Here is a 23,367-nt window from a genome sequence, read left to right as displayed (position 1 = left end):
GGCTGCCGCGCAGCCGACAGGAGACGCACCACATGAACACCAAGAACACACACGAGCGGATCGACCCCGAACTCGCCGACGCCCTGAAGGCAGTGCCGATGACGGAGGCGGGGGTGTTCGACCTCAGCGACCTGGCGGGCACCCGCGCCGGCGTCCGCGCCTTCGCCGAGGAGATCGCGGCCCGGATACCGGACGAGCCGTCCGTGTCGGTCGAAGAGATCGCCGTGGTCCGCCCGGACGGATCCACCCTCCCCGTCCGGCTGCTGCGGCCCACCGAGGCGGCCGGACCGCTTCCGCTGCTGCTCTGGTTCCACGGCGGCGGACAGGTCCTCGGGTACGCGGCCCAGGACGATCCCACCCTCAAGCACCTGGTCCTGGAGGTCGGCTGCATCGTCGCCTCCGTCGACTACCGGCTCGCCCCGGAGGCGCCCGCCCCGGCCGCCGCCGAGGACGGACTGCTCGCCTACCGCCGGCTTCGCGGTCAGGCAGCCGCGCTCGGCATCGACGAGGACCGCGTCGCCCTGGCCGGACAGAGCGGCGGCGGGGGCATCGCCGCCGCCACCGCGCTCATGATCCGCGACCAGGGCGACCCGGCGCCGCTCTTCCAGGCGCTGAGCTACCCGATGCTCGACGACCGCAACACCACCGCGTCGAGTCACGAGGTCACCGGCATCGGCATCTGGGACCGCGCGACCAACCTCCTGGCCTGGAACCTGATCCTCGGCGACCGCGCCGGCGCCGACGAGGTCCCGCCGTACTGCGCCCCCGCACGCGCGACGGACCTCACCGGCCTGCCGCCCACCTTCATCGCGGCCGGCGAACTCGACGTCTTCCGCGACGAGGACCTGAGCTACGCGACGCGGCTCCAGGCCGCCGGCGTACCCGTCGAACTGCACCTGTACCCCGGCGCGTACCACGCCTGGGACCTCTTCGCCCCCGAGGCCGCGGTGAGCGCCGCGTACGTCCACGCCTGGTACGGATACCTGCGCCGCCGGTTCTCCGCCGGCCGGCCCTGAGCGTGCGGCGGTCGGCCGGCCGCACCGCGGTGGGTGATCACGAGGGCCAGCCGCCGTAGGGGACGGTGATGAGTTCCATGGCGTGGCCCGACGGGTCCATGAAGTACACGCCGCGGCCGCCGTCGTTGTGGTTGATCGCGCCGGGGTGCTTGCGGTGGGGGTCGGCGTAGTGCTCGATGCCGCGGCGGCTGATCTGCTCGTACGCCGCGTCGAACTCCTCCTCGAAGACCAGGAAGGCGTAGTGCTGGGGGGTGATGCTGTCGGCGGGGACCGTGGCGAAGTCCAGGGTGACGCCGTTGTTCAGCTCGACGGCGATGAACGGGCCCCACTCGGCGGTGATCTCAAGGCCCAGCAGGCCCGTGAAGAATTCCGCGGACTCCCGGTTGTCCCGGGAGTGGACGATGGTGTGGTTCAGATCGACTGACAAGGAATGCCTCCGAAGGCATGTCCCGACACCTCCATGTCTCACCCGGCCGGTGACCGACACGCGATGTCGCCGTAGATGCTAGTCGCTGCCGGGGGCGCGCGAAAGCGGGGGCGGGCGGGGAGAGTTGTGGCGGTGGTGGTGCCGACGGAGGTGTGTCCGTCACCGTCCCCGGGGCAGCGGGCCCACGTCCGGGTGGCGGCCCGGGCGGAGCGCGGCGTGGCGTTGGCCGGGGCCGGGGCCCGAGCGGGCGGCGAGGGCGTCGGCGACGGCGCCGGTGGCGAAGGCGTACACCGTCTTGTGCAGCAGGTCGACGACGAGTTCGCGGCGTGGCCAGGTCTGGGGCGGGGCGCCGACGCCGGTGGCGTTCTCCAGGATCTGGTCGCTGGTGAGCCGGACGACGGTGAACTTCGCCGACGACCACGGGCCGCGCAGCCCGGCGTGCGCCATCACCGACCGCAGGACACCGAGCAGGGCGGCCTGGCCCACGTGCATGGCCAGGTTCACCGGCACCGGCTGGCGGCCGGGGTGTTCCCGCATGCCGGTCAGGCGTTCCAGGGTGCGGGCGGGGACATGGGAGTCGGGCCGGCCGGTGAACCGCTGCTCCGCCTTCTCGCCCAGCGTCATCACCGCCACCCCGGCCGTACCGGCCAGCAGGCCCTGCCACAGCGCGCGTTTCATCATGCCGGGCCGGGTACCCAGCGCTCCCCCGGCTCACCTGTCCCGGGCGACGCCGTTTCGCGGGTACGGCGCCGGAAACCCGGCGGGTGACGGTGGCCGCCGGGGCACCGGAGCGGAGGGCCGCATGATCATCGACCGGAGTGCGCACCGGGTCGCCGACCGGATCGCCCGGTGGCGCTCGGCGCCGGCCCTGCACCCCCACGGCGTGCTCTGCTCGGGCACGCTCACCGTGACCGGCCGGGCCGGCGGCGGGTGGGGGGCGCCCTGGCTGGACCGGCCCGGCTCCTACCGGGCGACCGTGCGCTGGTCCCGTGCGCTCGGGCTGCCCCGGCCGCTGCCGGACGGCCTGGGCCTGGCCGTCCGGGCCGAGGACGCCGACGGGCCGGGCACCCCGCTCGACCTGCTGTTCACATCCAGCCGCGCCGGTCGCCTCGGCCGGCACGTGCCCCTGCTGCGGCCGGATCCGCTGCGCGGGCCGTACTCCACCCTGCTGTCCTATCGGGCGGGTGACCGGGAACGGGTGCTGGCGGCCTTTCCCGCCGGCGATGCGGACGGTGGCGGCCTGACCGGCGGCTCGGACGGCGGTCCGGACGGCCGCCCGGGTGAGGTCATGCCGACGCTCTGGCAGCAGCTCGACCGCCGGCCCGTCCGGTTCGAGCTGCGCGCCGCCGCCCCCGACGAGCCCTGGCGGACCTTCGCCACGCTCTCCCTGGAGGCCGTCCGCCCCGCCCCGGCCGCCGCCACCGTCTCCTACGACCCGTACGCCCACAGCCTGCCCGGACTGCACCCCACCCGGCGGCTGAGCGGACTGCGCGAGGCCGCGTACGCCGGGTCCCGGCGGGGACGTACCCGCGTCAGGGGCCGGGACGTGCCGCGCGGTCCGGTTGCCGGTGCCACTGGAGGGTCAGCGGGGCCGCCGTGAAGACCGAGGAGTACGTGCCGACGGCCAGGCCGATGAGCAGGGCCAGGGCGAAGTCGGTGAGCGTGTCGTCGGCGAGGACGGCCAGGGCGGTGAGGATCAGGGCCGCGCCCAGGCCGGTGTTCAGGGTGCGGGGCAGGGTCTGGAGGATGGCCCGGTTGGTCAGGCGCGGCAGCGGTGTCGCGCGGTCGCGGCCGAGGAGTTCGCGGATGCGGTCGAACAGGACCACGGAGTCGTTGACCGAGTAGCCGACGACGGTCAGCAGCGCGGCCAGGAACACCCCGTCGACGGGCTTGCCGAGCCAGGCGAAGACACCGACGAGGATCACCACGTCGTGGGCGAGCGCACCGACCGCCGCCGCCCCGAAGTACCAGCGGAACCGGACCGCGAGGTAGAGGAGCTGGGCGCCCAGCGCGAGGCCGAGGGCGATCAGGGCGTTGCGGCGCAGTTCGTCGCCCAGGCTGGGGCCGATCAGCTCGTCGCGGACCTTCTCCGCGCCGCCGCCGATCTTCTCGACGGCGCCGGTGACGGTGGCCGCCTCGGCGTCGGTCAGCTTCTCGGCGCGCACGGTGAGCCCGTTCTCGCCGGCCGACTGCACGACCGCGCGCGGGAACCCGGCGTCGGTGAGCGCGGCGCGGGCCCGGTCCGGGTCGACGGCGTGGCCGGTGGCGTACTCGATGAGCCGGCCGCCGGTGAACTCGATGCCGAGGTCGAGGCCGCGCACGGCCACGCCCGAGGCGGCCAGGACGAGCGCCGCGGCGGAGGCGGCCAGCCAGCGCCGCGGGTGCCGCATCAGATGCGGTTCCCGGCGCAGCAGCCGGTCGCGGACCCAGCCGGTGCGGCCGATGCCGGTGACGCGGGGCCGGCGCAGCACGGCCTGGCGGTTCGCCGCGTACTCGGCGAGGACCCGGGTGATCAGCAGCGCGCTGACCATGGAGGCGAGCACGCCGATCCCCAGGGTGACGCCGAAGCCGCGCACGGGACCGGAGGCGAGGGCGAACAGCAGGCCCGCGGCGATCAGGGTGGTGACGTTGGAGTCGGCGATCGCGCTGAACGCCCCCCGGAACCCGGCCGTCAGCGCCGACCGGGGGCTGGGGCGGCGCCGGGCGGCGTGCTCCTCGCGGGCCCGTTCGAAGACCAGCACGTTGGCGTCCACGGCCATGCCGACCGCCAGGACGAACCCGGCCAGGCCCGGCAGCGTCAGCGTGGCGCCGAGCGCGGCCAGGGCGGCGTACGAGATCAGGCCGTAGCAGGCCAGGGCGACGGTGGCGAGCAGGCCCATCAGCCGGTACACGGCGATGACGAACAGCGCGGTCAGCGCGGTGCCGACGACGGCGGCCCGCGCCGCGGCCTCGATGGCGGCGTCGCCGAGGGTGGCGCCGATCGTGCGCTGCTCGATGGTCTCCACCGGTACGGGCAGGGCGCCGCCGGAGATGAGCAGCGCCAGTTCCCGGGCCTCGGTGTCGTCGAAGGAGCCGGTGATCTGCGTGCTGCCGCCGGGGATGCCGGTGCCGCAGGTGACGGACGGGTCGACCCGCGGCGAGGAGATGATCTTGTCGTCGAGGACGATGGCGACCCGGCGCTGCGGGTCGCCCGCCGGGTGGCAGGCGGCCTGCGCGGTGATCCGGGTCCACCGGTCGCGGCCGCCGTCGGTGAAGTCGACGGTGACGTGCCAGCCGGCGCCGCTCTGCTGGTCGAACCGGGCGTCGGCGCCCTTGACGTGCTGGCCGGTGAGCGCGGCGGGCTTCAGCCGCAGGGGTTCGCCGGACTCGTCCGGGAGGGTCCGCTCCCCCGCCGGGCCGGCCGCCTTCGCGCCGGTCCCGGCCGCGCCGAGGACCTCGTGGACGGTGAGCTGCGCGGTGCGGCCGAGGACGTCGGCGGCCTTCTCGGGGTCCTGTACGCCGGGCAGTTCGACGATGACGCGGTTCTCGCCGGAGCGGACGAGGGTCGGTTCGGCGACGCCGAGCGCGTCGATACGGCCGCGCAGCACTTCGACCGTACGGTCGGTGGCCGCCCGGTCGGCCTTGGTGGTGGGCGTGGAACGGGTCTCCAGCACGATCTGGGTGCCGCCGCGCAGATCAAGCCCCAGACGGACCGGCACGGTCAGGGCGATGGCCAGTGATCCGACGATCACCGCGAGGGCGAGCAGCGCGCGGACGCGCGAGAGATGGGTACGGCGTGACAACACGGGCCTCCGGCAGGCGTGTGCGAGGAAAGTGAAAGGGGTGAAAGGTGATTTCAGGTGCCGGAGGGTGCGGGGGGCGCGCGGCCGCGGTCGTGGGTCGCGCGGCGGGCGGAGAGGGGCGGCGGGTACGCGGGCCGCGCGGCGGTGCGTACGGCGGCGGGCGCGGCGGTGCCGGGTGACGGGGGTGTGACGTGCTGGTCGGGCGGGGCGGGGCGGTCACCGAGGTGCTCGTGACGCGTCCTGGCCTGGGCCGCGCAGGGGGTGGGGCAGGGGTGGTCGTCGGCGTGGGGGACGGTGTGGGGGGTGCGGGCCGCGTCGACCGGGGTGACGGGCGTACCGGACGGCACGGACGCTGCCGTACCCGGCGTACTGGACGGTACGGACGCTGCCGCGACGACCGATGCCGGTGCCGTGGTCAGTGGCCCCGTGCCCGCCCCGTCGAGGAGGCCGCCCGCCGGGAACAGCACCGACAGGACCGCGAGCAGCGCCGTCAGCGGTGCCGCCGGGCGGCGGGGGCGGCGGGGGGCCCGGGTCATGACGCCGTCCCTTTGCTGGAGGAGGGTCAGGGTTCGATGAGGCCGGCGCGGATGGCGTAGCGGGTGAGTTCGAGGCGGTCGCGCAGGCCGAGCTTGTGCAGGAGGTTGGCGCGGTGGCGGTGCACGGTCTTGACGCTGATGAACAGCACCTCGGCGATCTCCTTGGAGGAGTGGCCCTCGGCGACCAGCTTGAGGACCTCCTCCTCGCGCGGAGTGAGGATGTGGTCGGCATTCTCCTCTCCGTGCCGGACCCGGTCCAGATAGTTGCGGATGAGGGCGGTGACCGCGCCGGGGTAGAGGAACGGCTCGTCGCGCATCGCGGCCCGGCAGGCGGCGACCAGGTCCCGGTCGGCCACCGACTTCAGCACGTATCCGCAGGCCCCGGCCTTGAGCGCCTGGAACAGGTACTGCTCGTTGTCGTGCATGGTCAGCATCAGGATGCGCAGGTCCGGCTTGAGCGCGGCCAGCTCCCGGGTGGCCTGGAGCCCGGTGAGGCGGGGCATCGCGATGTCCAGGACGGCGAGGTCGACGCGTTCGCTGCGGGCCGCCTCGATCGCCTCGGCGCCGTCCCCGGCCTCGGCGACCACCTCCAGGTCGGGTTCCCGGTCGAGGATCAGCCGCACACCACGGCGTACGAGGGCGTGGTCGTCGGCGAGCAGGATGCGGATCGGCGTGGCGGCCGGGGTGGGCTCGGACATGGTCAGGGCTGCTTCCTGGAGGCGGGGACGGTGAGGCGGACGCGGGTGCCGGTGCCGGGCGTGGAGGTGAGGTCGAGGGCGGCGCCGGCGAGCAGGGCGCGTTCGCGCATCCCGCGGATGCCGGCGCCCTCGCAGGGGGCCTCGATGCCCCGGCCGTCGTCGGTGATCTCCAGCGTCACCGACGCTCCGGACCGGCGCAGCGCGACCTCGATCAGTCCGGCGTCGGCGTGCCGGGCGGCGTTGGTCAGGCTCTCCTGCGCGACCCGGTAGAGGACGAGTTCGGTCTCCGGGTCCAGGGGCGGCAGGTCGGTGGCGAAGCGGCGCACCACGCGCAGCCCGGTGTGGGTGGCGAAGTCCTGCGTCAGCGAGGTCAGCGCGCTGACCAGCCCCAGGTCGTCCAGGACCCCCGGCCGCAGCCTGCGCACCAGGCGCCGTACCTCGTCCAGGCTCTCCCGGGTGATCTCCTGCGCCTGGTGGAGTTCCCCGCGCAGCGGCTCGGGGGCGTCGTCGGCGGCCCGCTTGAGCACCAGCAGGATCGCGGTCATGCCCTGCCCGACCTCGTCGTGCAGTTCCTGGGCGATGCGGCGGCGCTCGGCCTCCTGGGCGAGCAGGACGCGGGCGCTGGAGGTGGCCCGTTCGTGCTCCAGGCGGTCCAGCATGGCGTTGAACGTGCGGACCAGCTCGGTCACCTCGCCGCCCCCGCCGGCCCCGGGCACCGGCAGCCGCTGGCCGGGGCGGAGCAGGTCGACGGTGGCCATCAGACGGGTCAGCCGGCCCAGCGGGGTCAGGCCCCAGCGCAGCAGGGCGGCGTTGGCGACCAGCATCACGGCCAGGCCGCCGACCAGGATGACCGCCTCGGTCAGCAGCACCGGCACCGACACGGTCACCGGCGCCCACAGCAGCAGGCCCGTCGCGGTGCCCAGCACCACGGCGTTCAGCCCGAAGATCCGCCAGAACAGCGACACCGGGGTGACTCCTCCTTCAGGGACCGGCCAGGGACCGGTCAGGGACCGATCCCGGCCGGCGGCCGGGGTCGGTGTTCTCGTGCTCGGTCCTCTCGTCCTCGGCCCTCGCACACCCCGGGTGGAGTCGCGGCCCCGGTTCACGACCGATACCGGCCCCAGCCTGCCCTCCGGGACCGGGCGCGGTCGATGGGGTCCGGCCCCCATATTCGCCCGCGCGGGGTGCCCATGCGGTGCCCGCCGCCGACCGGACGTGGTTACCGCGGCCCCCGCTGAATGGGGTCCGCGCCCGATGGGTTTCGCGGGGCGGGGACGGCAGGGTCGTAGGTGACCGGCCGTCCGATCCGGACCGTGCCCGCGGTGCCGCGGGCACGGTCCGGACCGGACGGCCACCGCCGCGTACCGCCACGCCATGGGAAAGGACCCGATCACCATGACGCCCGACACCTCCCCGGCCACCGACCGCCGTCCCGCCCGCCCCGGCCGTCCCGCCGGCCCCGATGTCCGGCTGCGGCTGGAGCACGCCCGGGACACCCGGCTGGCGCAACTGCGGGCGCTGCGGGAGACCGGGCAGAGCGCGGACGACCACCTGATGTCCGCGCAGGCCGAGGCGATCCAGCGGGTGCTGAAGGAAATCGACGCGGCCTTCGCCCGGGTCGACGACGGCTCCTACGGCACCTGCCTCGGCTGCGCCAAGCCCGTGCCCGCCGAGCGCCTGGAGATCCTCCCGTACACGCGGTACTGCGTCGGCTGCCAGAGCCGCGCGGCCGCCTGACCGGCCGCCCGGAGGGGTGAAGTGGTGCACCACCAGACCATCGGCGAGACCGCCACCCACCTGTCGCCCGAGGACCTCGCCGCGCTGCGGGAGAGCCTGCGCGAACAGCGCCTGTTCCGCCGGGAGCAGCTCCGGCGGATCGCCGCGGAACCCGGCGCCGAGGATGCGCGCCGGTGCCGTACCCCCGCGCGGGACGCCGTACGCGCCCGGCTCGCGGCCTCCGCGCGCATGGTCCTCGCCGACGTGGAGGCGGCACTGCGGCGCATCGCCGAGGGCGGCTACGGCGTCTGCGGCCGGTGCCGCCGCCCCCTCGACCGCGAGCTGCTGCTGATCGTGCCGCAGACCCGCTACTGCCCTCCGTGCCGCCGCGTCCGGGAGACGGGACGGTGACCGCGCCGGGGAGTCGTCACCGCCAGTCTTACCGACCTCTGAGGCAGACCCGCGCGACCACCGCGCCACGGCCCCGTCACCACCCGCCGTACCCACCCCTGCGGGCCCCCCGCGCGACCACCGCGCCGGGGACCCGTCACCGCATACCGTGCCCCCACCCGCGAGAGGCCCGACGATGACCGTGGCCCGCCGTCCCCTCCCCGGTTCGCCGGGCAGGCACCCGCATCGGCCCTGGCCGTTGTGCCGGCAGTGTTCGGGGCTCGCCCTGGACCTGGGGAGTGCCCGTACCCGGGCCTGGATCTCCGGGCGCGGTGCGGTGCTCGACGCGCCCACCGTCACCTTCCCCGGCACCGGCGCGGTGCGCCCCGTCCAGCGGGGCGCCATCGTCGACGTACCGGGCACCGCCCGGATGCTCGACCGGCTGCTCGGCCACCGTCTGCCGCGCCGCGCCCGGCCGCTGGTGGTGCTGACCGCGCCGGTGCTGGGCGGACCGGCCTGGCGGGAGCGGGCCCGTGCCGCCGTGGCGGTGCTCCGGCCGCGTGCGGTGCTGACCGTCCCCGCCGCCCGTGCCGTCGCGCTGGCCGCGGACGCCGATCTGTCCCGCCCGCTGCTGGTGATCGACATCGGTGCCCATCTCACCGAGGTGGTCCTCCTCGTCGACGGCGCGGTGTGGGACGCCCGCCGCGCCGCCCTGGGCACCACCGACCTCTCCGACGCGGGCACGTCGGCGGAGCTGAGCGACGCGGTCGGCGCCATGGTGGCCTCGATGCGCCGGCAGGACCGTACGTCCGTGACCGCGGGTGCGCTGCGCCGGGGCGCGCTCCTCGCGGGCGGCGGCGCCCTGCGGCCCGACCTCACCTGGCGGCTGCTCACCGGTCTGCGGGCGCCGCTGCGGGCCGTTCCGGCGCCGCACACCGCGGCGGTCCGCGGTGCCGCGGTGGTACTGCGCGCCGCCCACGCCCACCCCTCGGTCACCGGCGCGCACCCACGCCCGCCGGGCACCGGCACCGACACCGGTGATCCCCCGTTCCCCTGAGCCCCGACCGTCTCGGCCCCGCCGCTGGAAGGAGGACCCCGGTGTCCGGCGCGATACCTCCCGCCCAGCCACCTCCCGCCCCTCAGCGATACGTGCTCCCCTGGCGCCACCGGCACAACCCCCTGTGCCGGCGCACCGACCGGCTCCAGGGCTGGATCGCGCTCGGGCTGCTGCTGGCCGTGCCGCTCCTCGGCCTGCTCGCCGCGTTCGCCGCCGGGGACGCCGCCGGCCGGCACTACCGGGCCACCGCCGAACGGCAGGCCCACACCCGGCACCACACCACCGCCGTCCTCCTGCGCGACGCCCCCCGGCACCCGGAGCCCGGCTCCGACGAGGCCCGGCGGGCGCGCTACCCGGTCGAGGTCCGCTTCACCGACCCCGACGGCCGCCCCCGCACCGGCACGACCGACGTGCCGCCCGGCACCCCGGCAGACACCGCCGTACGGGTCTGGGTCGGCGCCGACGGGACGCTCACCGGGCCGCCGCTCACCGGGGAGGAGATCCACAGCCGCGCCATGGGCTGGGCCGTCCTCGCCTTCCTGGCCGTCGCCCTCCTCGGCCTCGCCGCCCACGGGACCGCGGCGGCCGTGCTGCGCCGCCGCAACCTCGCCGCGTGGGACGCCCGCTGGGCGGAGACGGCCCCCCGGTGGACGGCGTCACCGTGACCGCCCCCCCCGCGGACGGCCTACGCGCCCACCCGCCCGATGGTGAACCCGATCACCGACCCGCCCCCCTCCCGCCGGTAGGCGAACGGCGCTCCCCCGTGGGCCAGCGCCACCTCCCGGACGATGGAGAGGCCGAGGCCGGAGCCGGGGCGGGAGCGGGCGTCGGTGGCGCGGTAGAAGCGGTCGAAGACCCGGACCAGGTCGCCGTCGGCGATGCCGGGCCCCCGGTCGCGGACCTCGACCCGGAGGGTGCCGGGCAGGGCCGGCCCGGCGACGGCCACCTCGATGGGCGTGGCGCCGTCCGGGTCGAACTTCGCCGCGTTCTCGACCAGGTTGGAGATGGCCCGGGTCAGCAGCGTCGGCCGCCCCTCGGTCGTGGTCTCGCCGCACGCCCGTACGGTGATCGCGCGGCCGGTGCGGCGGCGGGCCAGGGACGCCACGTCACGGGCGATCTCGGCGATGTCGACCCGCTGCGGCGGCTCGGTGTCGGCCTGGCCGGCCGCGAGGTCGACCAGTTCGTTGACGAGGTCGGTCAGCTCGCGGGCCTCCTGGCCGAGGTCGGCGACGAGCTCCTCGCGGGCGGCGGGCGGCAGCTCGTCGATCCGCTTGAGCAGCGAGATGTTGGTCCGCAGCGAGGTCAGCGGCGTACGCAGCTCATGGCCCGCGTCCTGGACCAGCCGGCGCTGGTCCTCCTCGGACTGGGCGAGCCGGCCCAGCATCCGGTCGAAGGCCCGGCCGAGGCGGCCCACCTCGTCGGAGCCGGTCACCGGCACCTGGATGCCGAGCCGCCGGGTGCGGGCCACGTCCTCGGCGGCGGCGGTCAGCGCGACCAGGCGCCGGGTGATGCGCCGGGCCAGCCACCAGCCGAACAGCCCGGCGGCGGTCACCACCACGGCCATCAGCAGCAGCGTCCGCTGCTGGAGGGTGCGCAGCAGGTCCTCGGTGTCGCTGAACTCCTGCGCCACCTGCACCGCGCCCCGACCGCCGCCGAGCGAGACGGTGGCGACGCGGTACACGTCGTGGCCGACGTCGACGTCCTTGTGCTGGACCATCCGCCCGGCGGGCGCCGCGGCGGCGGTCCGCCGGTCGGCGGCGGTCACCGGGAGCCGGGGCTCGGAGGCGTCGGAGACCGTGCCGTCGGGCCCGAGCACCTGTACGTCGGTGCGGGCCGGGCGGACGATGTCGTGGCCGGGCGCGACGGAGGAGAAGTCGTCGGGTGACATCCGCTGCTGGCGCACCTCGTCCCGCAGGTCCTGGACCACCTGCCCGAAGACGGTCTCCTGGTCGACCCGGACCAGCCGGGCGGCGGCACCGTACGACAGCAGTCCGACCAGCACCGTGACCACGGCCGTGACCGTGGCGAACGACACGGCGAAGGTGGTCCGCAGCGACGCCAGCCGGGGCCGCCGCCCCTGCCCCGCCGCCACCGGCCGGGACCGCCGTTCCTGCCCCGCCACCACCGGCCGGAGCCGCCGTCCCTGCTCCACCGCCACCGGCCGGAGCCGCCGTCCCTGCCTCCTCACCGGCCGGTCCCCCTCCCGCCGCGGTCCCGCTCCCGGCCGGCCGCGCCGGGAGGGCCACGGGCGCCCGCGCACTCAGTCCTCCCGCAGCACGTAACCCACGCCGCGCACCGTCTGGATGAGCCGCGGCGCGCCCGGCTCGTCGAGTTTGCGGCGCAGGTAGCCGACGTAGACGGCGAGGTTCTTGGAGCCCGGCCCGAAGTCGTAGCCCCAGATCCGGTCGTAGATGGTGGCGTGGTCCAGGACGATGCCGGCGTTGCGCACCAGCAGTTCCAGCAGCTCGAACTCGGTGCGGGTCAGCTCCAGTTCGCGCTCCCCGCGCCAGACGCGGCGGGCCTGGGGGTCCATCCGCAGCCCGGCCGCCTCCAGGTACCGCCCGGGCGGCCCGGCGGACTCGGCCGGGGGTCTGGGCAGGTCCTCGGGGACGGCGAAGCGGGAGGCACCGGTACGGCGGAGCAGGGCGCGCAGCCGGGCGAAGACCTCCTCCACGTCGAACGGCTTGACCACGTAGTCGTCGGCGCCCGCGTCCAGCCCCGCGATCCGGTCGGCGGTCTCGACCAGCGCGGTCAGCATCAGGATCGGCGTCGGATCGCCCTCGGCGCGCAGCGCCCGGCAGACCTGGAGGCCGTCGATCTCCGGCATCATCACGTCCAGCACCAGCACGTCGGGGCGGCTGTAGCGGGCCCGGGCCAGCGCCGTGGCACCGTCGGCGACCGCGGTGACCTGGTAGCCCTCCAGGGTGAGGGCGCGTTCCAGGGCGTTGCGGATGGCGCGGTCGTCTTCGGCGAGCAGAACCGTCTGGGGTGTCTGGGGCACGTGTCCAGTCTGCCAAGGCCACGGCCGGCGCACCGGGGCCGGGACCCCGGCGCGGGCCGTTCTTACTGGGCTCTCACCCGGTGCTCTCACCCGGTGCTCTCACCCGGTGGGCCGCAGCCCCGCGAGCCGCTCCTCGAACGGCGTCACGTCCTCGAAGGTGTCCGCCTTCCGGACCGGCCGGGCAGGCGTCCCGGCGGTCCCGGACACCAGCGCGGCCAGTTCCCCGGCCGCCCGCGCGATACGGGCGTCCAGGCCCCCGGCGCCCCAGTCCTCGGCGGCGGCGTACACCCCGGTCGGGACGACGACGGCCTTGAGGTAGGAGAACAGCGGCCGCAGCGCGTGGTCGAGGACCAGCGAGTGCCGGGCGCTGCCACCGGTCGCGGCGACCAGCACCGGCTTGCCGGCCAGCGCCTCCGGGTCGCTGCCGCTCAGCGCGTCGAAGAAGGACTTGAACAGCCCGCTGTACGAGGCGGAGAACACCGGCGTGACGACGATCAGCCCGTCGGCGCCGGCGACCGCCTCGAAGGCGGCGGACAGCTCCGGTCCCGGGAATCCGTTGGTGAAGGTGTGGGCGATCTCCACGGCGAGGTCGCGCAGCTCGATCACGCGGGTGTCGTCCGCGCCGGTGGCGGCGGCGAGCCGGTCGCCCAGCAGCCTGGTGGAGGACGGGACGCTCAGCCCCGCCGAGACGACGACGAGCTTCATCGGGCACTCACCTCTTCGGCGTTCTGAGTGTTCTCGGACTTCTTCGCGAGCAGGGACGCGTGCGTCGGGGCGTCCGGCACGTTGGCCGGCCGGTTCTTGGCGAACTCCTTCCGCAGCACCGGCACGACCTCCTCGCCGAGCAGGTCGAGCTGCTCCAGGACGGTCTTCAGCGGCAGCCCGGCGTGGTCCATCAGGAAGAGCTGGCGCTGGTAGTCACCGGCGTACTCGCGGAAGGACAGCGTCTTCTCGATCACCTGCTGCGGGGAGCCGACGGTGAGCGGGGTCTGCGCGGTGAACTCCTCCAGCGACGGCCCGTGCCCGTAGACCGGGGCCACGTCGAAGTACGGGCGGAACTCGCGCACCGCGTCCTGGCTGTTCTTCCGCATGAACACCTGGCCGCCCAGCCCGACGATCGCCTGCTCCGCGGTGCCGTGCCCGTAGTGGGCGTACCGGCTGCGGTACAGCTCGATCATGCGCTTGGTGTGGTCGGCGGGCCAGAAGATGTTGTTGTGGAAGAAGCCGTCGCCGTAGTACGCGGCCTGCTCGGCGATCTCCGGGGAGCGGATGGAGCCGTGCCAGACGAACGGGGCGACGCCGTCCAGGGGGCGCGGGGTGGAGGTGAAGCCCTGCAGCGGGGTGCGGAACTTGCCCTGCCAGGTGACCACGTCCTCGCGCCACAGGCGGTGCAGCAGGGCGTAGTTCTCGATGGCGAGGTTGATGCCCTCGCGGATGTCCTTGCCGAACCAGGGGTAGACCGGGCCGGTGTTGCCGCGCCCCATCATCAGGTCCACGCGCCCGTCGGCCAGGTGCTGGAGCATCGCGAAGTCCTCGGCGATCTTCACCGGGTCGTTCGTGGTGATCAGCGTGGTGGACGTGGACAGGATCAGCCGCTCGGTGCGGGCCGCGACGTAGCCGAGCATGGTCGTGGGCGAGGACGGCACGAACGGCGGGTTGTGGTGCTCACCGGTCGCGAAGACGTCCAGGCCGACCTCCTCGGCCTTCAGCGCGATGGCGACCATGGCCTTGATGCGCTCGCGCTCGGTCGGCGTACGGCCCGTCGTCGGGTCCGGAGTGACATCGCCGACGGTGAAGATGCCGAACTGCATGGTCGCTCAACCTCCAAGTTGTTGACCGTTCAACTATACCGCTGAACGACTGCCCCGCCGACGTTATTCCGCCGCCCTGGATGGCAGGCTGCCCCCATGCCGATCCTCCGCTCCGCCGCCCTCTTCCTCGTCGCCGCGCTGTTCGAGATCGGCGGCGCGTGGCTGGTCTGGCAGGGCGTGCGCGAGCACCGCGGCTGGCTCTGGGCGACCGGCGGCGTCCTGGCCCTCGGCGCGTACGGCTTCGTCGCCACCTTCCAGCCCGACGCCCCCTTCGGCCGCGTCCTCGCCGCGTACGGCGGCGTCTTCGTGGCCGGCTCCCTGCTCTGGGCCGCCGTCGCCGACGGCTACCGCCCCGACCGCTGGGACCTCGCGGGCGCCCTGATCTGCCTGGCGGGCATGGCCGTGATCATGTGGGCCCCGAGGACGCCCTGAGCCCCCGGCAGCCCGCCCTCCCCCTCCCTCACCCCCCGCTTATCCTGGGCCACAGCCCGCCCCAGCCCCAGGAGCCCGGATGCCCACCACCCCGTCCTCGATCGCCATCGTCACCGGCGCCAGCAGCGGCATCGGCGCCGCCACCGCCCGCCACCTGGCCGCCGCCGGCTACCGCGTCGTCCTCACCGCCCGCCGCAAGGACCGCATCGAGGCCCTGGCGGAGGAGATCCAGGCGGCCGGCCACAAGGCGACGGCATACCCCCTGGACGTCACCGACCGCGCCGCGGTGAACGAGTTCGCCACGGCCTTCAAGACCGTCGGCGTCCTGGTCAACAACGCCGGCGGGGCCCTCGGCGCCGACCCGGTGGCCACCGGCGACCCGGAGGACTGGCGCCGGATGTACGAGACCAACGTCATCGGCACCCTCAACCTCACCCAGGCCCTGCTCCCCAAGCTGGAGGCGAGCGGCGACGGCACGGTCGTCGTGGTCTCCTCCACCGCCGGCCACGCCACCTACGAGGGCGGCGCGGGCTACGTCGCCGCCAAGCACGGCGCGCACGTCCTCGCCGAGACCCTGCGCCTGGAGATCGTCGGCCGCCCGGTCCGCGTCATCGAGATCGCGCCCGGCATGGTCCGCACGGAGGAGTTCGCCCTGACCCGCTTCGGCGGCGACGAGGAGAAGGCCGCCAAGGTCTACCAGGGCGTCCCCGACCCCCTGACCGCCGACGACGTGGCCGACACCATCACCTGGGCGGTCACCCGCCCCTCCCACGTCAACATCGACCTCCTGATCGTCCGCCCCCGCGCCCAGGCATCGAACACAAAGGTCCACCGGGAGAGCTGACAGCGGCGGTTGACTCGCAGGAGTGAATCAACTCCGATCACCCGCACGGCGGTTGAACATCCGACCTAGGCTCGCGCCACCACACCCGACGTGACGGCTCCCGGCCGGGACGCGCATCCCGGCCGAGAACCTGACCACCACGGAAGTAGGGCTTCCCTGTGGCTGAATGCGAGCCTAACGGTCACCAGTTCATGGACCTGACGGTCCCCGAGTACGCGTACATGTTCGGCTTCTTACAGGCGGACGGGCACCTGTCCGAGCAGTCCCGACAGCGTGGCCGTCTGACCGTGGAGGTCAACGCCCGCGACATCGACCTCCTCCGCGAGTTCCAGAGGCTGACGCCTTACCGAAGCAGCATCACCGGGCGCACCCGGTCCACCAACTTCGCCGCGACGCACACCTCGGTCATCTGGAGCCTGCACTCTCTGGAGGCCAGGACTCTTCTCAACGAGCTCGGGCTTCCGTACGGACGTAAGTCGAAGACGATCGATGTGCCCCGTACCGATTTCTCGCCCCGTGACTACCTTCGTGGTGTCGTCGACGCAGACGGCTCGGTGGGTTTCACGGGAAAGGGATTCCCCTTCGTCTCGCTCACCACGGCCAGCACTGCCGTCGGCCGCTACTTCTGCGACTACGCGAAGCAGGTGACCGGAGTACAGCGCACGATCAAGCGGAACGCACGGGACGACATCTACAACGTCCTCTACGCCATGGAGGCGGGCCAGCGCTTGGCAGCCGATCTGTATTACCCCGGCTGCCTGTCCCTGGCGCGCAAGCGTGCCGCCGCCGAATCGCTCGCCCCGTGGGCGCGCCCGGCAGGAATGCGATCCGCGTACACAGCGCGCCGCTGGAACGAGACCGAGGACCGCATCCTGTTGAAGCTCGACAACCCGGCAGCGGCCGCCGAGGTCCTCGACCGGACACCCCAGAGCTGCCATCTCCGCATGTGGCGTCTCCGCTCCGGTCGGGTGCCGATGCCCAGCCGACAGTGACCTACTGAGCCAGGGCCCCCGGTGGTGGAGCCGGGGGCCCTGGCCTGCGCATCAGCCTTTGACGCAGATGAACTGTTTGATCTTCGCCACCACTTCGACGAGATCCTGCTGCTGCTCCATCACCTGGTCGATGTTCTTGTAGGCACCCGGAATCTCGTCCAGCACACCAGAGTCCTTACGGCACTCGACGCCCCGGGTCTGCTCCTCCAGGTCACGCACCGTGAAGCGCCGCTTCGCCGCACTGCGGCTCATGCGCCGGCCGGCGCCGTGCGACGCCGAGTTGAAGGACTTGTCGTTGCCGAGGCCCTTGACGATGTACGAGCCGGTGCCCATCGAGCCGGGGATGATGCCGTACTCACCGGAACCGGCCCGGATCGCACCCTTACGGGTCACGAGCAGGTCCATCCCCTCGTACCGCTCCTCCGCGACGTAATTGTGGTGGCAGGAGATCTCCGGCTCGAAGGTGGGCCTCGCCTTCTTGAACTCCTTGCGGACCACGTCCATGAGCAGCGCCATCATGATCGTGCGGTTGTACTTCGCGTACTCCTGTGCCCAGAAAAGATCACTGCGGTACGCCGCCATCTGCGGGGTGTCCGCCACGAAGACGGCGAGATCCCGGTCGATCAGCCCCTGGTTGTGCGGGAGCTTCTGGGCGACTCCGATGTGGTGCTCGGCCAGTTCCTTGCCGATGTTCCGCGACCCGGAATGCAGCATAAGCCAAACAAACCCGTCCCCATCAAGACAAAGTTCGATCATATGATTGCCGCTACCGAGCGTCCCCATCTGCTTCTCGGCGCGATCACGACGGAACCGAACCGCCTCCGCCACCCTCTCGAACCGCCCCCAGAAGTCCTCCCACCCCGCCGTCACGAGGCCGTGCAGGCGGCCCGGGTCGATCGGGTCGTCGTGCATCCCCCGGCCCACCGGGATCACCTGCTCGATCTTCGAGCGCAGCCGGGAGAGGTCGCCCGGGAGGTCGTTGGCGGTGAGGGAGGTGCGGACCGCCGACATGCCGCAGCCGATGTCGACGCCCACCGCCGCCGGGCAGACCGCGCCCCGCATGGCGATGACGGAACCGACGGTCGCCCCCTTGCCGTAGTGCACGTCCGGCATGACGGCCAGGCCCTCGACCCACGGCAGCGTCGTGACGTTGCGCAACTGCTGCATCGCGCCGGCCTCGACCGACGCCGGGTCGGCCCACATCCGGATGGGCACCTTCGCGCCCGGCACCTCCACGTACGACATGACGTCCTCATTCCCCCGGAAACCCAACAGAAGTATCGAAACGCAAAAACCGGCGCCGGGATCAACGAATGGGACATCGGACCGGCGTGCGCGGCAGCGCGTGCGATACACATTGTCCCCAGGGGACACCCCCGCGCGGCAAGCGATTAACCAGCGGGGACACTGAAGGACCGAGCAGACGGCCACCGTCGAGAGGAGCCTGACCGTGCAGCGGAAGGCGTACGTATCCGGCGCCGCCGCCCTCCTCGCGGCGCTGCTGACGAGCTGCACCGGCGGTTCCGGCGACGGGGGCACCACCGACGACTCCAACCCGGGCGGCACCGGCGCCACCACCGCCGCCGCCCAGCCCGGCAAGTACCGCACCCTTCCGGATCCCTGCCGCGCGGTCGGCAGGAAGACCCTGGACGCGCTGCTGCCGGGCCTGCCGCAGATCACGGACGAGGAGCGGCGGGAGAAGGCGTACGCGGGCGAGGCGACGCTCACGTACGACACCGACCGCAAGGTCGGCTGCCGCTGGAAGGTCGACTCGACGGACGCGACCGACCATCTGCTCGTCGACTTCGAGCGGGTGGTGTCGTACGACAACGCGGTCAGCGACGACAGCCAGGCCGAGCAGTTGTTCGCGACGAAGCAGGACGCGGCGGACCTCCCCGAGCCGGTCGTCTCCGAGACGGAGACCCGCACCGCCACGGACGACGAGACCGGCACGGACGACGGGACCGCCACGGACGGCAAGACCGGCACGGATGACGGCAGCGGTACGGGCTCGAACGCGCCCTCCCCGCAGGCGTCCGCCTCCACCGCCCCCTCCTCGTCCTCGTCCGGCTCCCCCACCGCCGACGCGGCGTCCGGCTCGCCCTCCTCCCCCGGTGCCGCCCCCACCGACCTCCAGCCCCGGCTGCTGGAGGGGCTCGGCGACGAGGCGTTCCTGGACGACGAGCTGAACAGCTCCGGTTCGACGGCCGAACGCCGCACGGTGACTGTGGCGTTCCGCACGTCGAACGTCATCGTCACCATCGAGTACACCGAGCAGCCGACCACCGTCGGAGTCGTGCCCGACAGCGAGGAACTGCAGGACAGGGCGCGCACAGTCGCCGCCGAACTGGCCGATGCGCTGGGCGGCTGAGCCGCGCCCGGTGCCCCGGGGGCGGGTTCGCCGGGCCGTCGGAGGCGGGCGGTACCGCGTACCGTGGCCCACCGGACCCGTTCCGGACCGCAGGAACCACGAGCGTCATGAGTGAAGGAACCATGCAGCGACGAGCCCAGCGAGACCAGCGTGACCAGCGAGCCAAGCGCCTCCACCGCGTCCTTGTCTGCGCGGCGGCCGTCCCCGTGATGCTGGTCGCCGCCGGTTGCTCCGCCGACTCCGGCTCCGGCGACGGCAGCGGCGGCGGTGACGCCGGCAAGGACCGGAAGGCCGAGGGCAGTGCGTCGGCGTCGGCGTCCGCGAGCCCGTCGCCGACCGTACGGGCGGCGGCGTACCGGACGTTGCCCGAGCCGTGCGGAGTGCTGACGAAGAAGACGCTGGCCGACCTGGTGCCGGAGGGGACCAAGTCGGGCAAGGAGGGCACCTCCAGCGACACGCAGACGCGCGGCAGTTGCTCCTGGGACAGCCTGGACGACAACGGCGTCAAGGGCTCGCAGTTCCGCTGGCTGAACGTGTCGATGCTCCGCTTCGACTCGGACGCCACGCGCGGCGCGGGCGACGCGCTGGCCCGGGACTACTACACCAAGCAGCTCCAGGACGCGCAGAGCGCGGACGGCGCCAAGGGCGTGAAGACGGACCCGTTCACCGGCGCGGGTGACGAGGCGTCGGTCGTGACGTACGAGCTGAAGAAGAAGGAAGGCACCTTCAAGCAGCAGACGGTGGTGGTGCGGGCGGAGAACGTCGTCGTCACCGTCGACTACAACGGTGCCGGGCTGGCCGGTGACAAGTCCCCCGACGCCGCCGACCTGGTGAAGGACGCCAAGAAGGCGGCGAAGGAGGCGGTCGCCGCGGTGGCCGAGGCCAACGGCGACACCGCTTCCGGCAGCGCCGCCCCGTCCGGCTCGTCCTCGAAGTCCCCGTCCTCCGGGTCGTCCGCCGAGTCCCCGTCCGCGTCCGCCTCGAAGCCCGCGTCGGAGTCCGCCGCCGAGAGCTGACCCAGGCGCACTCACCCGTCCGGCCGCTCGGCTCCCGTACACATGTGCCACTCTGTTGCGCGCAACAACACGCACTGGGAGGGGAGTACGAGTGGCCGCGCCACTTGAGCTGACACGGATGCACCGCGTCTTGATCGGCGTCGTCGTCTTCGGTGCGGTGATCATCGCCGGGATCGGCTTCGCGGGTTCGTACGCGGCCGTCCGCGAACTGGCGCTGCAGAAGGGCTTCGGGGACTTCAGTTACGTCTTCCCGATCGGCATCGACGCGGGCATCTGTGTCCTGCTCGCCCTGGACCTGCTGCTGACCTGGATCCGGATCCCGTTCCCGCTGCTGCGGCAGACGGCGTGGCTGCTGACGGCGGCGACGATCGCGTTCAACGGCGCGGCGGCCTGGCCGGACCCGCTGGGCGTCGGGATGCACGCGGTGATCCCGGTGCTGTTCGTGGTCTCGGTGGAGGCCGCCCGGCACGCGATCGGCCGGATCGCGGACATCACCGCCGACAAGCACATGGAGGGCGTCCGCCTCACCCGCTGGCTGCTGTCGCCGGTGCCGACGTTCCTGCTGTGGCGGCGGATGAAGCTGTGGGAGCTGCGCTCCTACGAGCAGGTGATCAAGCTGGAGCAGGAGCGGCTGGTCTACCAGGCCCGGCTGCGGTCCCGGTTCGGCCGTGCGTGGCGGCGCAAGGCGCCGGTGGAGTCGCTGATGCCGTTGCGGCTGGCCCGGTACGGCGTCCCGCTGGCGGAGACCGCCCCGGCGGGCCTGGCGGCGGCGGGCATCGAACCGGCGCTGCTGCCCCCGGCCCCCGAGCCCCAGTCCCAGCACCAGCCCCAGCCGCACCCGCTGCCGCACCCGCAGCCGGTGGCCGTCGCCGAGCCCCGGCCGGAGCTGGCCGGGGCCCCGGAGGCCGGGCCGGCCGGCCCGGAGCCGCTCGAGGACCGCAATCCGTGGCTGCACGCCCGTGACCCGCAGTCCGTGGAGTACCACGGCGGCTACGACCCGGACTACGACCCCGAGCAGCAGTACGCCGAGTGGTACGAGGAGCAACGGCGGGCGGAGGAGTACCGGGAGCAGTACGAGGAGGAGCCGCCGCCGGAGGCGGAGGAGACGGGCGGTTTCCCGATCCCGGTGGGTCCGGGGCGTACCCGCGAGCTGGGCGAGGGCGGCGGCGTGCCGGTCGTGGAGCCGGACGAGGACGACTACTACCAGGTCTTCAAGAAGGCGATCCCGGGCGGCGGCTACCCGACGGCCCGCGGGTTCGGTGAGGACGTCGAGGCGGAGTTCGGCATCGCGCTGCCTCCGGAGGAGGCCAAGCGCATGGTGAATCGCTTCACCAACCGCTACAACGCGGAGCTGGAGGAAGACCACATCGCCTGACCCCCGCGCAGGAAGCGCCCGGCCCCGCGAAAAAAAGGGGCCCTCCGCGTGGAGGGCCCCTTTCGCTTCCGCTTACTCCCCGAGCAGCGCCCGCACCCGCTCCTGCCCCACCGCGAGCAGCAGCGTGGGCAGCCGGGGACCGGTGTCGCGGCCCACGAGCAGGTGGTAGAGCAGGGCGAAGAAGGACCGCTGGGCGGTCTTGATCTCCGGTGGCAGCTCCTTGGGCGTGGCGTCGGCGGAGAACCCGGCCTGGACCTTGGGCACGCCGTAGACGAGGTGGGTGAGGCCGTCCAGCGACCAGTGGTCGGCGAGGCCGTCGAGCAGTAGCCGCAGTGACTGCCGGGAGGGCTCGTCCAGCGACTTCAGCAGCTCGGCGTCGGGTTCCTCGCGCACGATGGTCCGCTGGTCGGCGGGGACGTGGGTGTTGATCCACGCCTCGGCCTTGTCGTAGCGGGGGCGGGCCTCGTCCAGGGAGGTCAGCGGGTGGGCCGGGTCCAGCTCGCTGAGGATGCGCAGGGCCTGGTCGGCGTGGCCGGCGGTGATGTCGGCGACGGAGGCGAGGGTGCGGTACGGCAGCGGCCGGGGCGTGGCCGGCAGGTCGCCGGCGGCGGTGCGGACGGCCCGGGAGTGGGCGGCGAGGTCGGCGGGCAGGGCGGTGCCGTCGGCGACCTTGGCGTCGAGGCGGTCCCACTCGTCGTAGAGCCGCTGGATCTCCTGGTCGAAGGCGATCTTGAAGGACTGGTTGGGCCGGCGGCGGGCGTAGAGCCAGCGCAGGAGCTGCGGCTCCATGATCTTCAGGGCGTCGGCGGGGGTGGGCACGCCGCCCTTGGAGGAGGACATCTTGGCCATGCCGCTGATGCCGACGAAGGCGTACATCGGGCCGATGGGCTGCTGGCCGCCGAAGATGCCGACGATCTGCCCGCCGACCTGGAAGGAGGAGCCGGGCGAGGAGTGGTCGACGCCGCTGGGCTCGAAGATCACGCCTTCGTAGGCCCAGCGCATCGGCCAGTCGACCTTCCAGACCAGCTTGCCCCGGTTGAACTCGCTGAGCCGGACGGTCTCGGAGAAGCCGCACGCGGTGCAGGCGTAGGTCAGCTCGGTGGAGTCGTCGTCGTAGGCGGTGACCGTGGTGAGGTCCTTCTCGCAGTTGCCGCAGTACGGCTTGTACGGGAAGTACCCGGCGGAGCCGGAGCTGCCGTCGTCCTCGGCGGCGGCGCCGGAGCCCTCCTCGGCCTCCAGCTCGGCGGCGTCGACCGGCTTCTGCTGGGGCTTCTTGGCGGGCTTGGGCTTGGTGCGGTACTGGGCGAGGATCGCGTCGATGTCGGCGCGGTGCCGCATGGCGTGCAGGATCTGCTCGCGGTAGGCGCCGGAGGTGTACTGCGCGGTCTGGCTGATGCCGTCGAACTCCACGCCGAGGTCGGCGAGGGCCTCGATCATCGCGGCCTTGAAGTGCTCGGCCCAGTTGGGGTGCGGGGAGCCGGCCGGGGCGGGGACGGAGGTGAGCGGCTTGCCGATGTGCTCCGCCCAGGTCTGGTCGATGCCCTCGACGCCGGCCGGGACCTTGCGGTAGCGGTCGTAGTCGTCCCAGGAGATCAGGTGGCGGACCTGGTGGCCGCGGCGCCGGATCTCGTCGGCGACCAGGTGCGGGGTCATGACCTCGCGGAGGTTGCCGAGGTGGATGGGGCCCGACGGGGACAGGCCGGACGCGACCACGACCGGTTTGCCCGGGGCCCGACGCTCCGACTCGGCGATGACCTCATCCGCGAAACGGGAGACCCAGTCGGTGGTCTCGGTGCTCTGAGCCACGATCGGCACGTCCTTCTTTCTGAACGGGGTGACAGCCCATTCTCACAGACCGGATCGCGCTCGGGAAAACCGCTTTACCCCCCGTGAGACACTGGGC

General features: G+C 73.4%; 24 protein-coding genes. 12 read left to right on the top strand and 12 right to left on the bottom strand.

What is annotated here, in order from left to right; all coding sequences use genetic code 11:
• Window positions 1–32: 32 nt before the first annotated feature.
• Entirely contained in the window at window positions 33–1,016 is a 984-nt protein-coding gene (locus IE316_RS29640) for an alpha/beta hydrolase fold domain-containing protein (RefSeq protein WP_190207622.1), read from the top strand.
• Window positions 1,017–1,053: 37 nt separating this feature from the next.
• On the opposite strand, the gene IE316_RS29635 is transcribed toward IE316_RS29640, so the two are convergent.
• Both IE316_RS29635 and IE316_RS29630 read right to left on the bottom strand, forming a co-directional pair.
• Window positions 1,054–1,443: a VOC family protein gene (locus tag IE316_RS29635; RefSeq protein ID WP_190207621.1), complete on the bottom strand. Its 390-nt coding sequence runs from the start codon at window positions 1,441–1,443 to the stop codon at window positions 1,054–1,056.
• Window positions 1,444–1,602: 159 nt separating this feature from the next.
• Window positions 1,603–2,124 carry a hypothetical protein gene (locus tag IE316_RS29630; protein WP_190207620.1) on the bottom strand — a complete coding sequence of 174 codons (522 nt, stop codon included), beginning with the start codon at window positions 2,122–2,124 and terminating at the stop codon, window positions 1,603–1,605.
• Window positions 2,125–2,245: 121 nt separating this feature from the next.
• Here IE316_RS29630 and IE316_RS29625 point away from each other — a divergent pair, with 121 nt between their 5' ends.
• On the top strand, window positions 2,246–3,043 hold the full coding sequence (locus IE316_RS29625) for a phosphodiesterase (RefSeq protein WP_190207619.1): 798 nt from the start codon (window positions 2,246–2,248) through the stop codon (window positions 3,041–3,043).
• On the opposite strand, the gene secD is transcribed toward IE316_RS29625, so the two are convergent.
• Genes secD through IE316_RS29605 form a run of 4 tightly spaced genes read right to left on the bottom strand, consistent with a single transcriptional unit; the run spans window position 2,976 to window position 7,424 of the window.
• On the bottom strand, window positions 2,976–5,228 hold the full coding sequence (gene secD, locus IE316_RS29620) for a protein translocase subunit SecD (RefSeq protein WP_373311346.1): 2,253 nt from the start codon (window positions 5,226–5,228) through the stop codon (window positions 2,976–2,978). The genes IE316_RS29625 and secD overlap by 68 nt on opposite strands.
• A 50-nt stretch (window positions 5,229–5,278) precedes the next feature.
• Window positions 5,279–5,761, bottom strand: coding sequence for a hypothetical protein (locus IE316_RS29615; protein ID WP_190207618.1), 483 nt, complete (start codon window positions 5,759–5,761; stop codon window positions 5,279–5,281).
• Between the two features lie 26 nt (window positions 5,762–5,787).
• Window positions 5,788–6,459 (bottom strand): response regulator, encoded by a 672-nt coding sequence (locus IE316_RS29610; RefSeq protein WP_190207617.1) that lies wholly within the window; start codon window positions 6,457–6,459, stop codon window positions 5,788–5,790.
• Between the two features lie 2 nt (window positions 6,460–6,461).
• Complete coding sequence (locus IE316_RS29605; protein WP_190207616.1) at window positions 6,462–7,424, bottom strand: HAMP domain-containing sensor histidine kinase; 963 nt, start codon at window positions 7,422–7,424, stop codon at window positions 6,462–6,464.
• A gap of 409 nt (window positions 7,425–7,833) precedes the next feature.
• Here IE316_RS29605 and IE316_RS29600 point away from each other — a divergent pair, with 409 nt between their 5' ends.
• The 4 genes from IE316_RS29600 to IE316_RS29585 all read left to right on the top strand — a co-directional run bounded on the left by IE316_RS29600 (window position 7,834) and on the right by IE316_RS29585 (window position 10,287).
• The gene (locus IE316_RS29600; protein WP_373311345.1) at window positions 7,834–8,196 is read left to right on the top strand and encodes a TraR/DksA family transcriptional regulator; all 363 of its coding nucleotides are present in this window, start codon (window positions 7,834–7,836) and stop codon (window positions 8,194–8,196) included.
• Between the two features lie 21 nt (window positions 8,197–8,217).
• On the top strand, window positions 8,218–8,586 hold the full coding sequence (locus tag IE316_RS29595) for a TraR/DksA family transcriptional regulator (RefSeq protein ID WP_190207615.1): 369 nt from the start codon (window positions 8,218–8,220) through the stop codon (window positions 8,584–8,586).
• Between the two features lie 175 nt (window positions 8,587–8,761).
• On the top strand, window positions 8,762–9,622 hold the full coding sequence (locus IE316_RS29590) for a rod shape-determining protein (RefSeq protein ID WP_190207614.1): 861 nt from the start codon (window positions 8,762–8,764) through the stop codon (window positions 9,620–9,622).
• Between the two features lie 41 nt (window positions 9,623–9,663).
• Entirely contained in the window at window positions 9,664–10,287 is a 624-nt protein-coding gene (locus tag IE316_RS29585) for an Rv1733c family protein (protein ID WP_190207613.1), read from the top strand.
• A gap of 20 nt (window positions 10,288–10,307) precedes the next feature.
• Here the strand turns inward: IE316_RS29585 and IE316_RS29580 are convergent, their stop codons facing one another.
• The 4 genes from IE316_RS29580 to IE316_RS29565 form a co-directional block, all read right to left on the bottom strand.
• Window positions 10,308–11,714 carry a HAMP domain-containing sensor histidine kinase gene (locus IE316_RS29580; protein ID WP_190207718.1) on the bottom strand — a complete coding sequence of 469 codons (1,407 nt, stop codon included), beginning with the start codon at window positions 11,712–11,714 and terminating at the stop codon, window positions 10,308–10,310.
• Window positions 11,715–11,882: 168 nt separating this feature from the next.
• A complete protein-coding gene (locus IE316_RS29575; protein ID WP_190207612.1) occupies window positions 11,883–12,623 on the bottom strand; it encodes a response regulator transcription factor in 741 nt (246 codons plus the stop codon).
• Between the two features lie 99 nt (window positions 12,624–12,722).
• On the bottom strand, window positions 12,723–13,328 hold the full coding sequence (locus IE316_RS29570; protein ID WP_190207611.1) for an FMN reductase: 606 nt from the start codon (window positions 13,326–13,328) through the stop codon (window positions 12,723–12,725).
• Window positions 13,325–14,434 (bottom strand): LLM class flavin-dependent oxidoreductase, encoded by a 1,110-nt coding sequence (locus tag IE316_RS29565; RefSeq protein WP_190207610.1) that lies wholly within the window; start codon window positions 14,432–14,434, stop codon window positions 13,325–13,327. Before IE316_RS29565 ends, IE316_RS29570 begins: the two co-directional genes overlap by 4 nt.
• Before the next feature lie 96 nt (window positions 14,435–14,530).
• Between IE316_RS29565 and IE316_RS29560 the strand changes: the two genes are divergently transcribed.
• The 3 genes from IE316_RS29560 to IE316_RS29550 all read left to right on the top strand — a co-directional run bounded on the left by IE316_RS29560 (window position 14,531) and on the right by IE316_RS29550 (window position 16,702).
• Entirely contained in the window at window positions 14,531–14,866 is a 336-nt protein-coding gene (locus IE316_RS29560; protein WP_190207609.1) for a YnfA family protein, read from the top strand.
• 79 nt (window positions 14,867–14,945) lie between these two features.
• Window positions 14,946–15,710 carry an SDR family NAD(P)-dependent oxidoreductase gene (locus tag IE316_RS29555; protein WP_190207608.1) on the top strand — a complete coding sequence of 255 codons (765 nt, stop codon included), beginning with the start codon at window positions 14,946–14,948 and terminating at the stop codon, window positions 15,708–15,710.
• Between the two features lie 191 nt (window positions 15,711–15,901).
• Window positions 15,902–16,702: an LAGLIDADG family homing endonuclease gene (locus tag IE316_RS29550; RefSeq protein WP_229910605.1), complete on the top strand. Its 801-nt coding sequence runs from the start codon at window positions 15,902–15,904 to the stop codon at window positions 16,700–16,702.
• 51 nt (window positions 16,703–16,753) lie between these two features.
• Here IE316_RS29550 and IE316_RS29545 read toward each other — a convergent pair whose 3' ends face one another.
• Window positions 16,754–17,947 carry an RtcB family protein gene (locus IE316_RS29545; protein ID WP_190207606.1) on the bottom strand — a complete coding sequence of 398 codons (1,194 nt, stop codon included), beginning with the start codon at window positions 17,945–17,947 and terminating at the stop codon, window positions 16,754–16,756.
• A gap of 205 nt (window positions 17,948–18,152) precedes the next feature.
• Between IE316_RS29545 and IE316_RS29540 the strand changes: the two genes are divergently transcribed.
• The 3 genes from IE316_RS29540 (at window position 18,153) to IE316_RS29530 (ending at window position 21,464) form a co-directional block, all read left to right on the top strand.
• On the top strand, window positions 18,153–19,073 hold the full coding sequence (locus tag IE316_RS29540; protein WP_190207605.1) for a DUF3558 domain-containing protein: 921 nt from the start codon (window positions 18,153–18,155) through the stop codon (window positions 19,071–19,073).
• A 122-nt stretch (window positions 19,074–19,195) separates the two neighbouring features.
• A complete protein-coding gene (locus IE316_RS29535; protein WP_190207604.1) occupies window positions 19,196–20,089 on the top strand; it encodes a DUF3558 family protein in 894 nt (297 codons plus the stop codon).
• Window positions 20,090–20,207: 118 nt separating this feature from the next.
• Window positions 20,208–21,464 carry a DUF2637 domain-containing protein gene (locus tag IE316_RS29530; protein ID WP_190207603.1) on the top strand — a complete coding sequence of 419 codons (1,257 nt, stop codon included), beginning with the start codon at window positions 20,208–20,210 and terminating at the stop codon, window positions 21,462–21,464.
• Window positions 21,465–21,536: 72 nt separating this feature from the next.
• Here the strand turns inward: IE316_RS29530 and lysS are convergent, their stop codons facing one another.
• Window positions 21,537–23,279: a lysine--tRNA ligase gene (gene lysS, locus IE316_RS29525; RefSeq protein ID WP_190207602.1), complete on the bottom strand. Its 1,743-nt coding sequence runs from the start codon at window positions 23,277–23,279 to the stop codon at window positions 21,537–21,539.
• Between the last annotated feature and the right edge of the window lie 88 nt (window positions 23,280–23,367).

It is taken from the genome of Streptomyces fumanus (assembly GCF_014655295.1).
GTDB classification, from domain to species: domain Bacteria; phylum Actinomycetota; class Actinomycetes; order Streptomycetales; family Streptomycetaceae; genus Streptomyces; species Streptomyces fumanus.
This window is presented reverse-complemented; position numbering and strand designations above follow the sequence as displayed.

Coding starts and splice junctions, on each gene's coding strand:
- IE316_RS29640 (WP_190207622.1), top strand. CDS start 33: ATGAACACCAAGAACACACACGAGCGGATCGACCCCGAACTCGCCGAC.
- IE316_RS29630 (WP_190207620.1), bottom strand. CDS start 2,124: ATGATGAAACGCGCGCTGTGGCAGGGCCTGCTGGCCGGTACGGCCGGG.
- IE316_RS29625 (WP_190207619.1), top strand. CDS start 2,246: ATGATCATCGACCGGAGTGCGCACCGGGTCGCCGACCGGATCGCCCGG.
- IE316_RS29615 (WP_190207618.1), bottom strand. CDS start 5,761: ATGACCCGGGCCCCCCGCCGCCCCCGCCGCCCGGCGGCACCGCTGACG.
- IE316_RS29610 (WP_190207617.1), bottom strand. CDS start 6,459: ATGTCCGAGCCCACCCCGGCCGCCACGCCGATCCGCATCCTGCTCGCC.
- IE316_RS29600 (WP_373311345.1), top strand. CDS start 7,834: ATGGGAAAGGACCCGATCACCATGACGCCCGACACCTCCCCGGCCACC.
- IE316_RS29590 (WP_190207614.1), top strand. CDS start 8,762: ATGACCGTGGCCCGCCGTCCCCTCCCCGGTTCGCCGGGCAGGCACCCG.
- IE316_RS29570 (WP_190207611.1), bottom strand. CDS start 13,328: ATGAAGCTCGTCGTCGTCTCGGCGGGGCTGAGCGTCCCGTCCTCCACC.
- IE316_RS29565 (WP_190207610.1), bottom strand. CDS start 14,434: ATGCAGTTCGGCATCTTCACCGTCGGCGATGTCACTCCGGACCCGACG.
- IE316_RS29560 (WP_190207609.1), top strand. CDS start 14,531: ATGCCGATCCTCCGCTCCGCCGCCCTCTTCCTCGTCGCCGCGCTGTTC.
- IE316_RS29555 (WP_190207608.1), top strand. CDS start 14,946: ATGCCCACCACCCCGTCCTCGATCGCCATCGTCACCGGCGCCAGCAGC.
- IE316_RS29550 (WP_229910605.1), top strand. CDS start 15,902: ATGGACCTGACGGTCCCCGAGTACGCGTACATGTTCGGCTTCTTACAG.
- IE316_RS29545 (WP_190207606.1), bottom strand. CDS start 17,947: ATGTCGTACGTGGAGGTGCCGGGCGCGAAGGTGCCCATCCGGATGTGG.
- IE316_RS29535 (WP_190207604.1), top strand. CDS start 19,196: ATGCAGCGACGAGCCCAGCGAGACCAGCGTGACCAGCGAGCCAAGCGC.
- IE316_RS29530 (WP_190207603.1), top strand. CDS start 20,208: ATGCACCGCGTCTTGATCGGCGTCGTCGTCTTCGGTGCGGTGATCATC.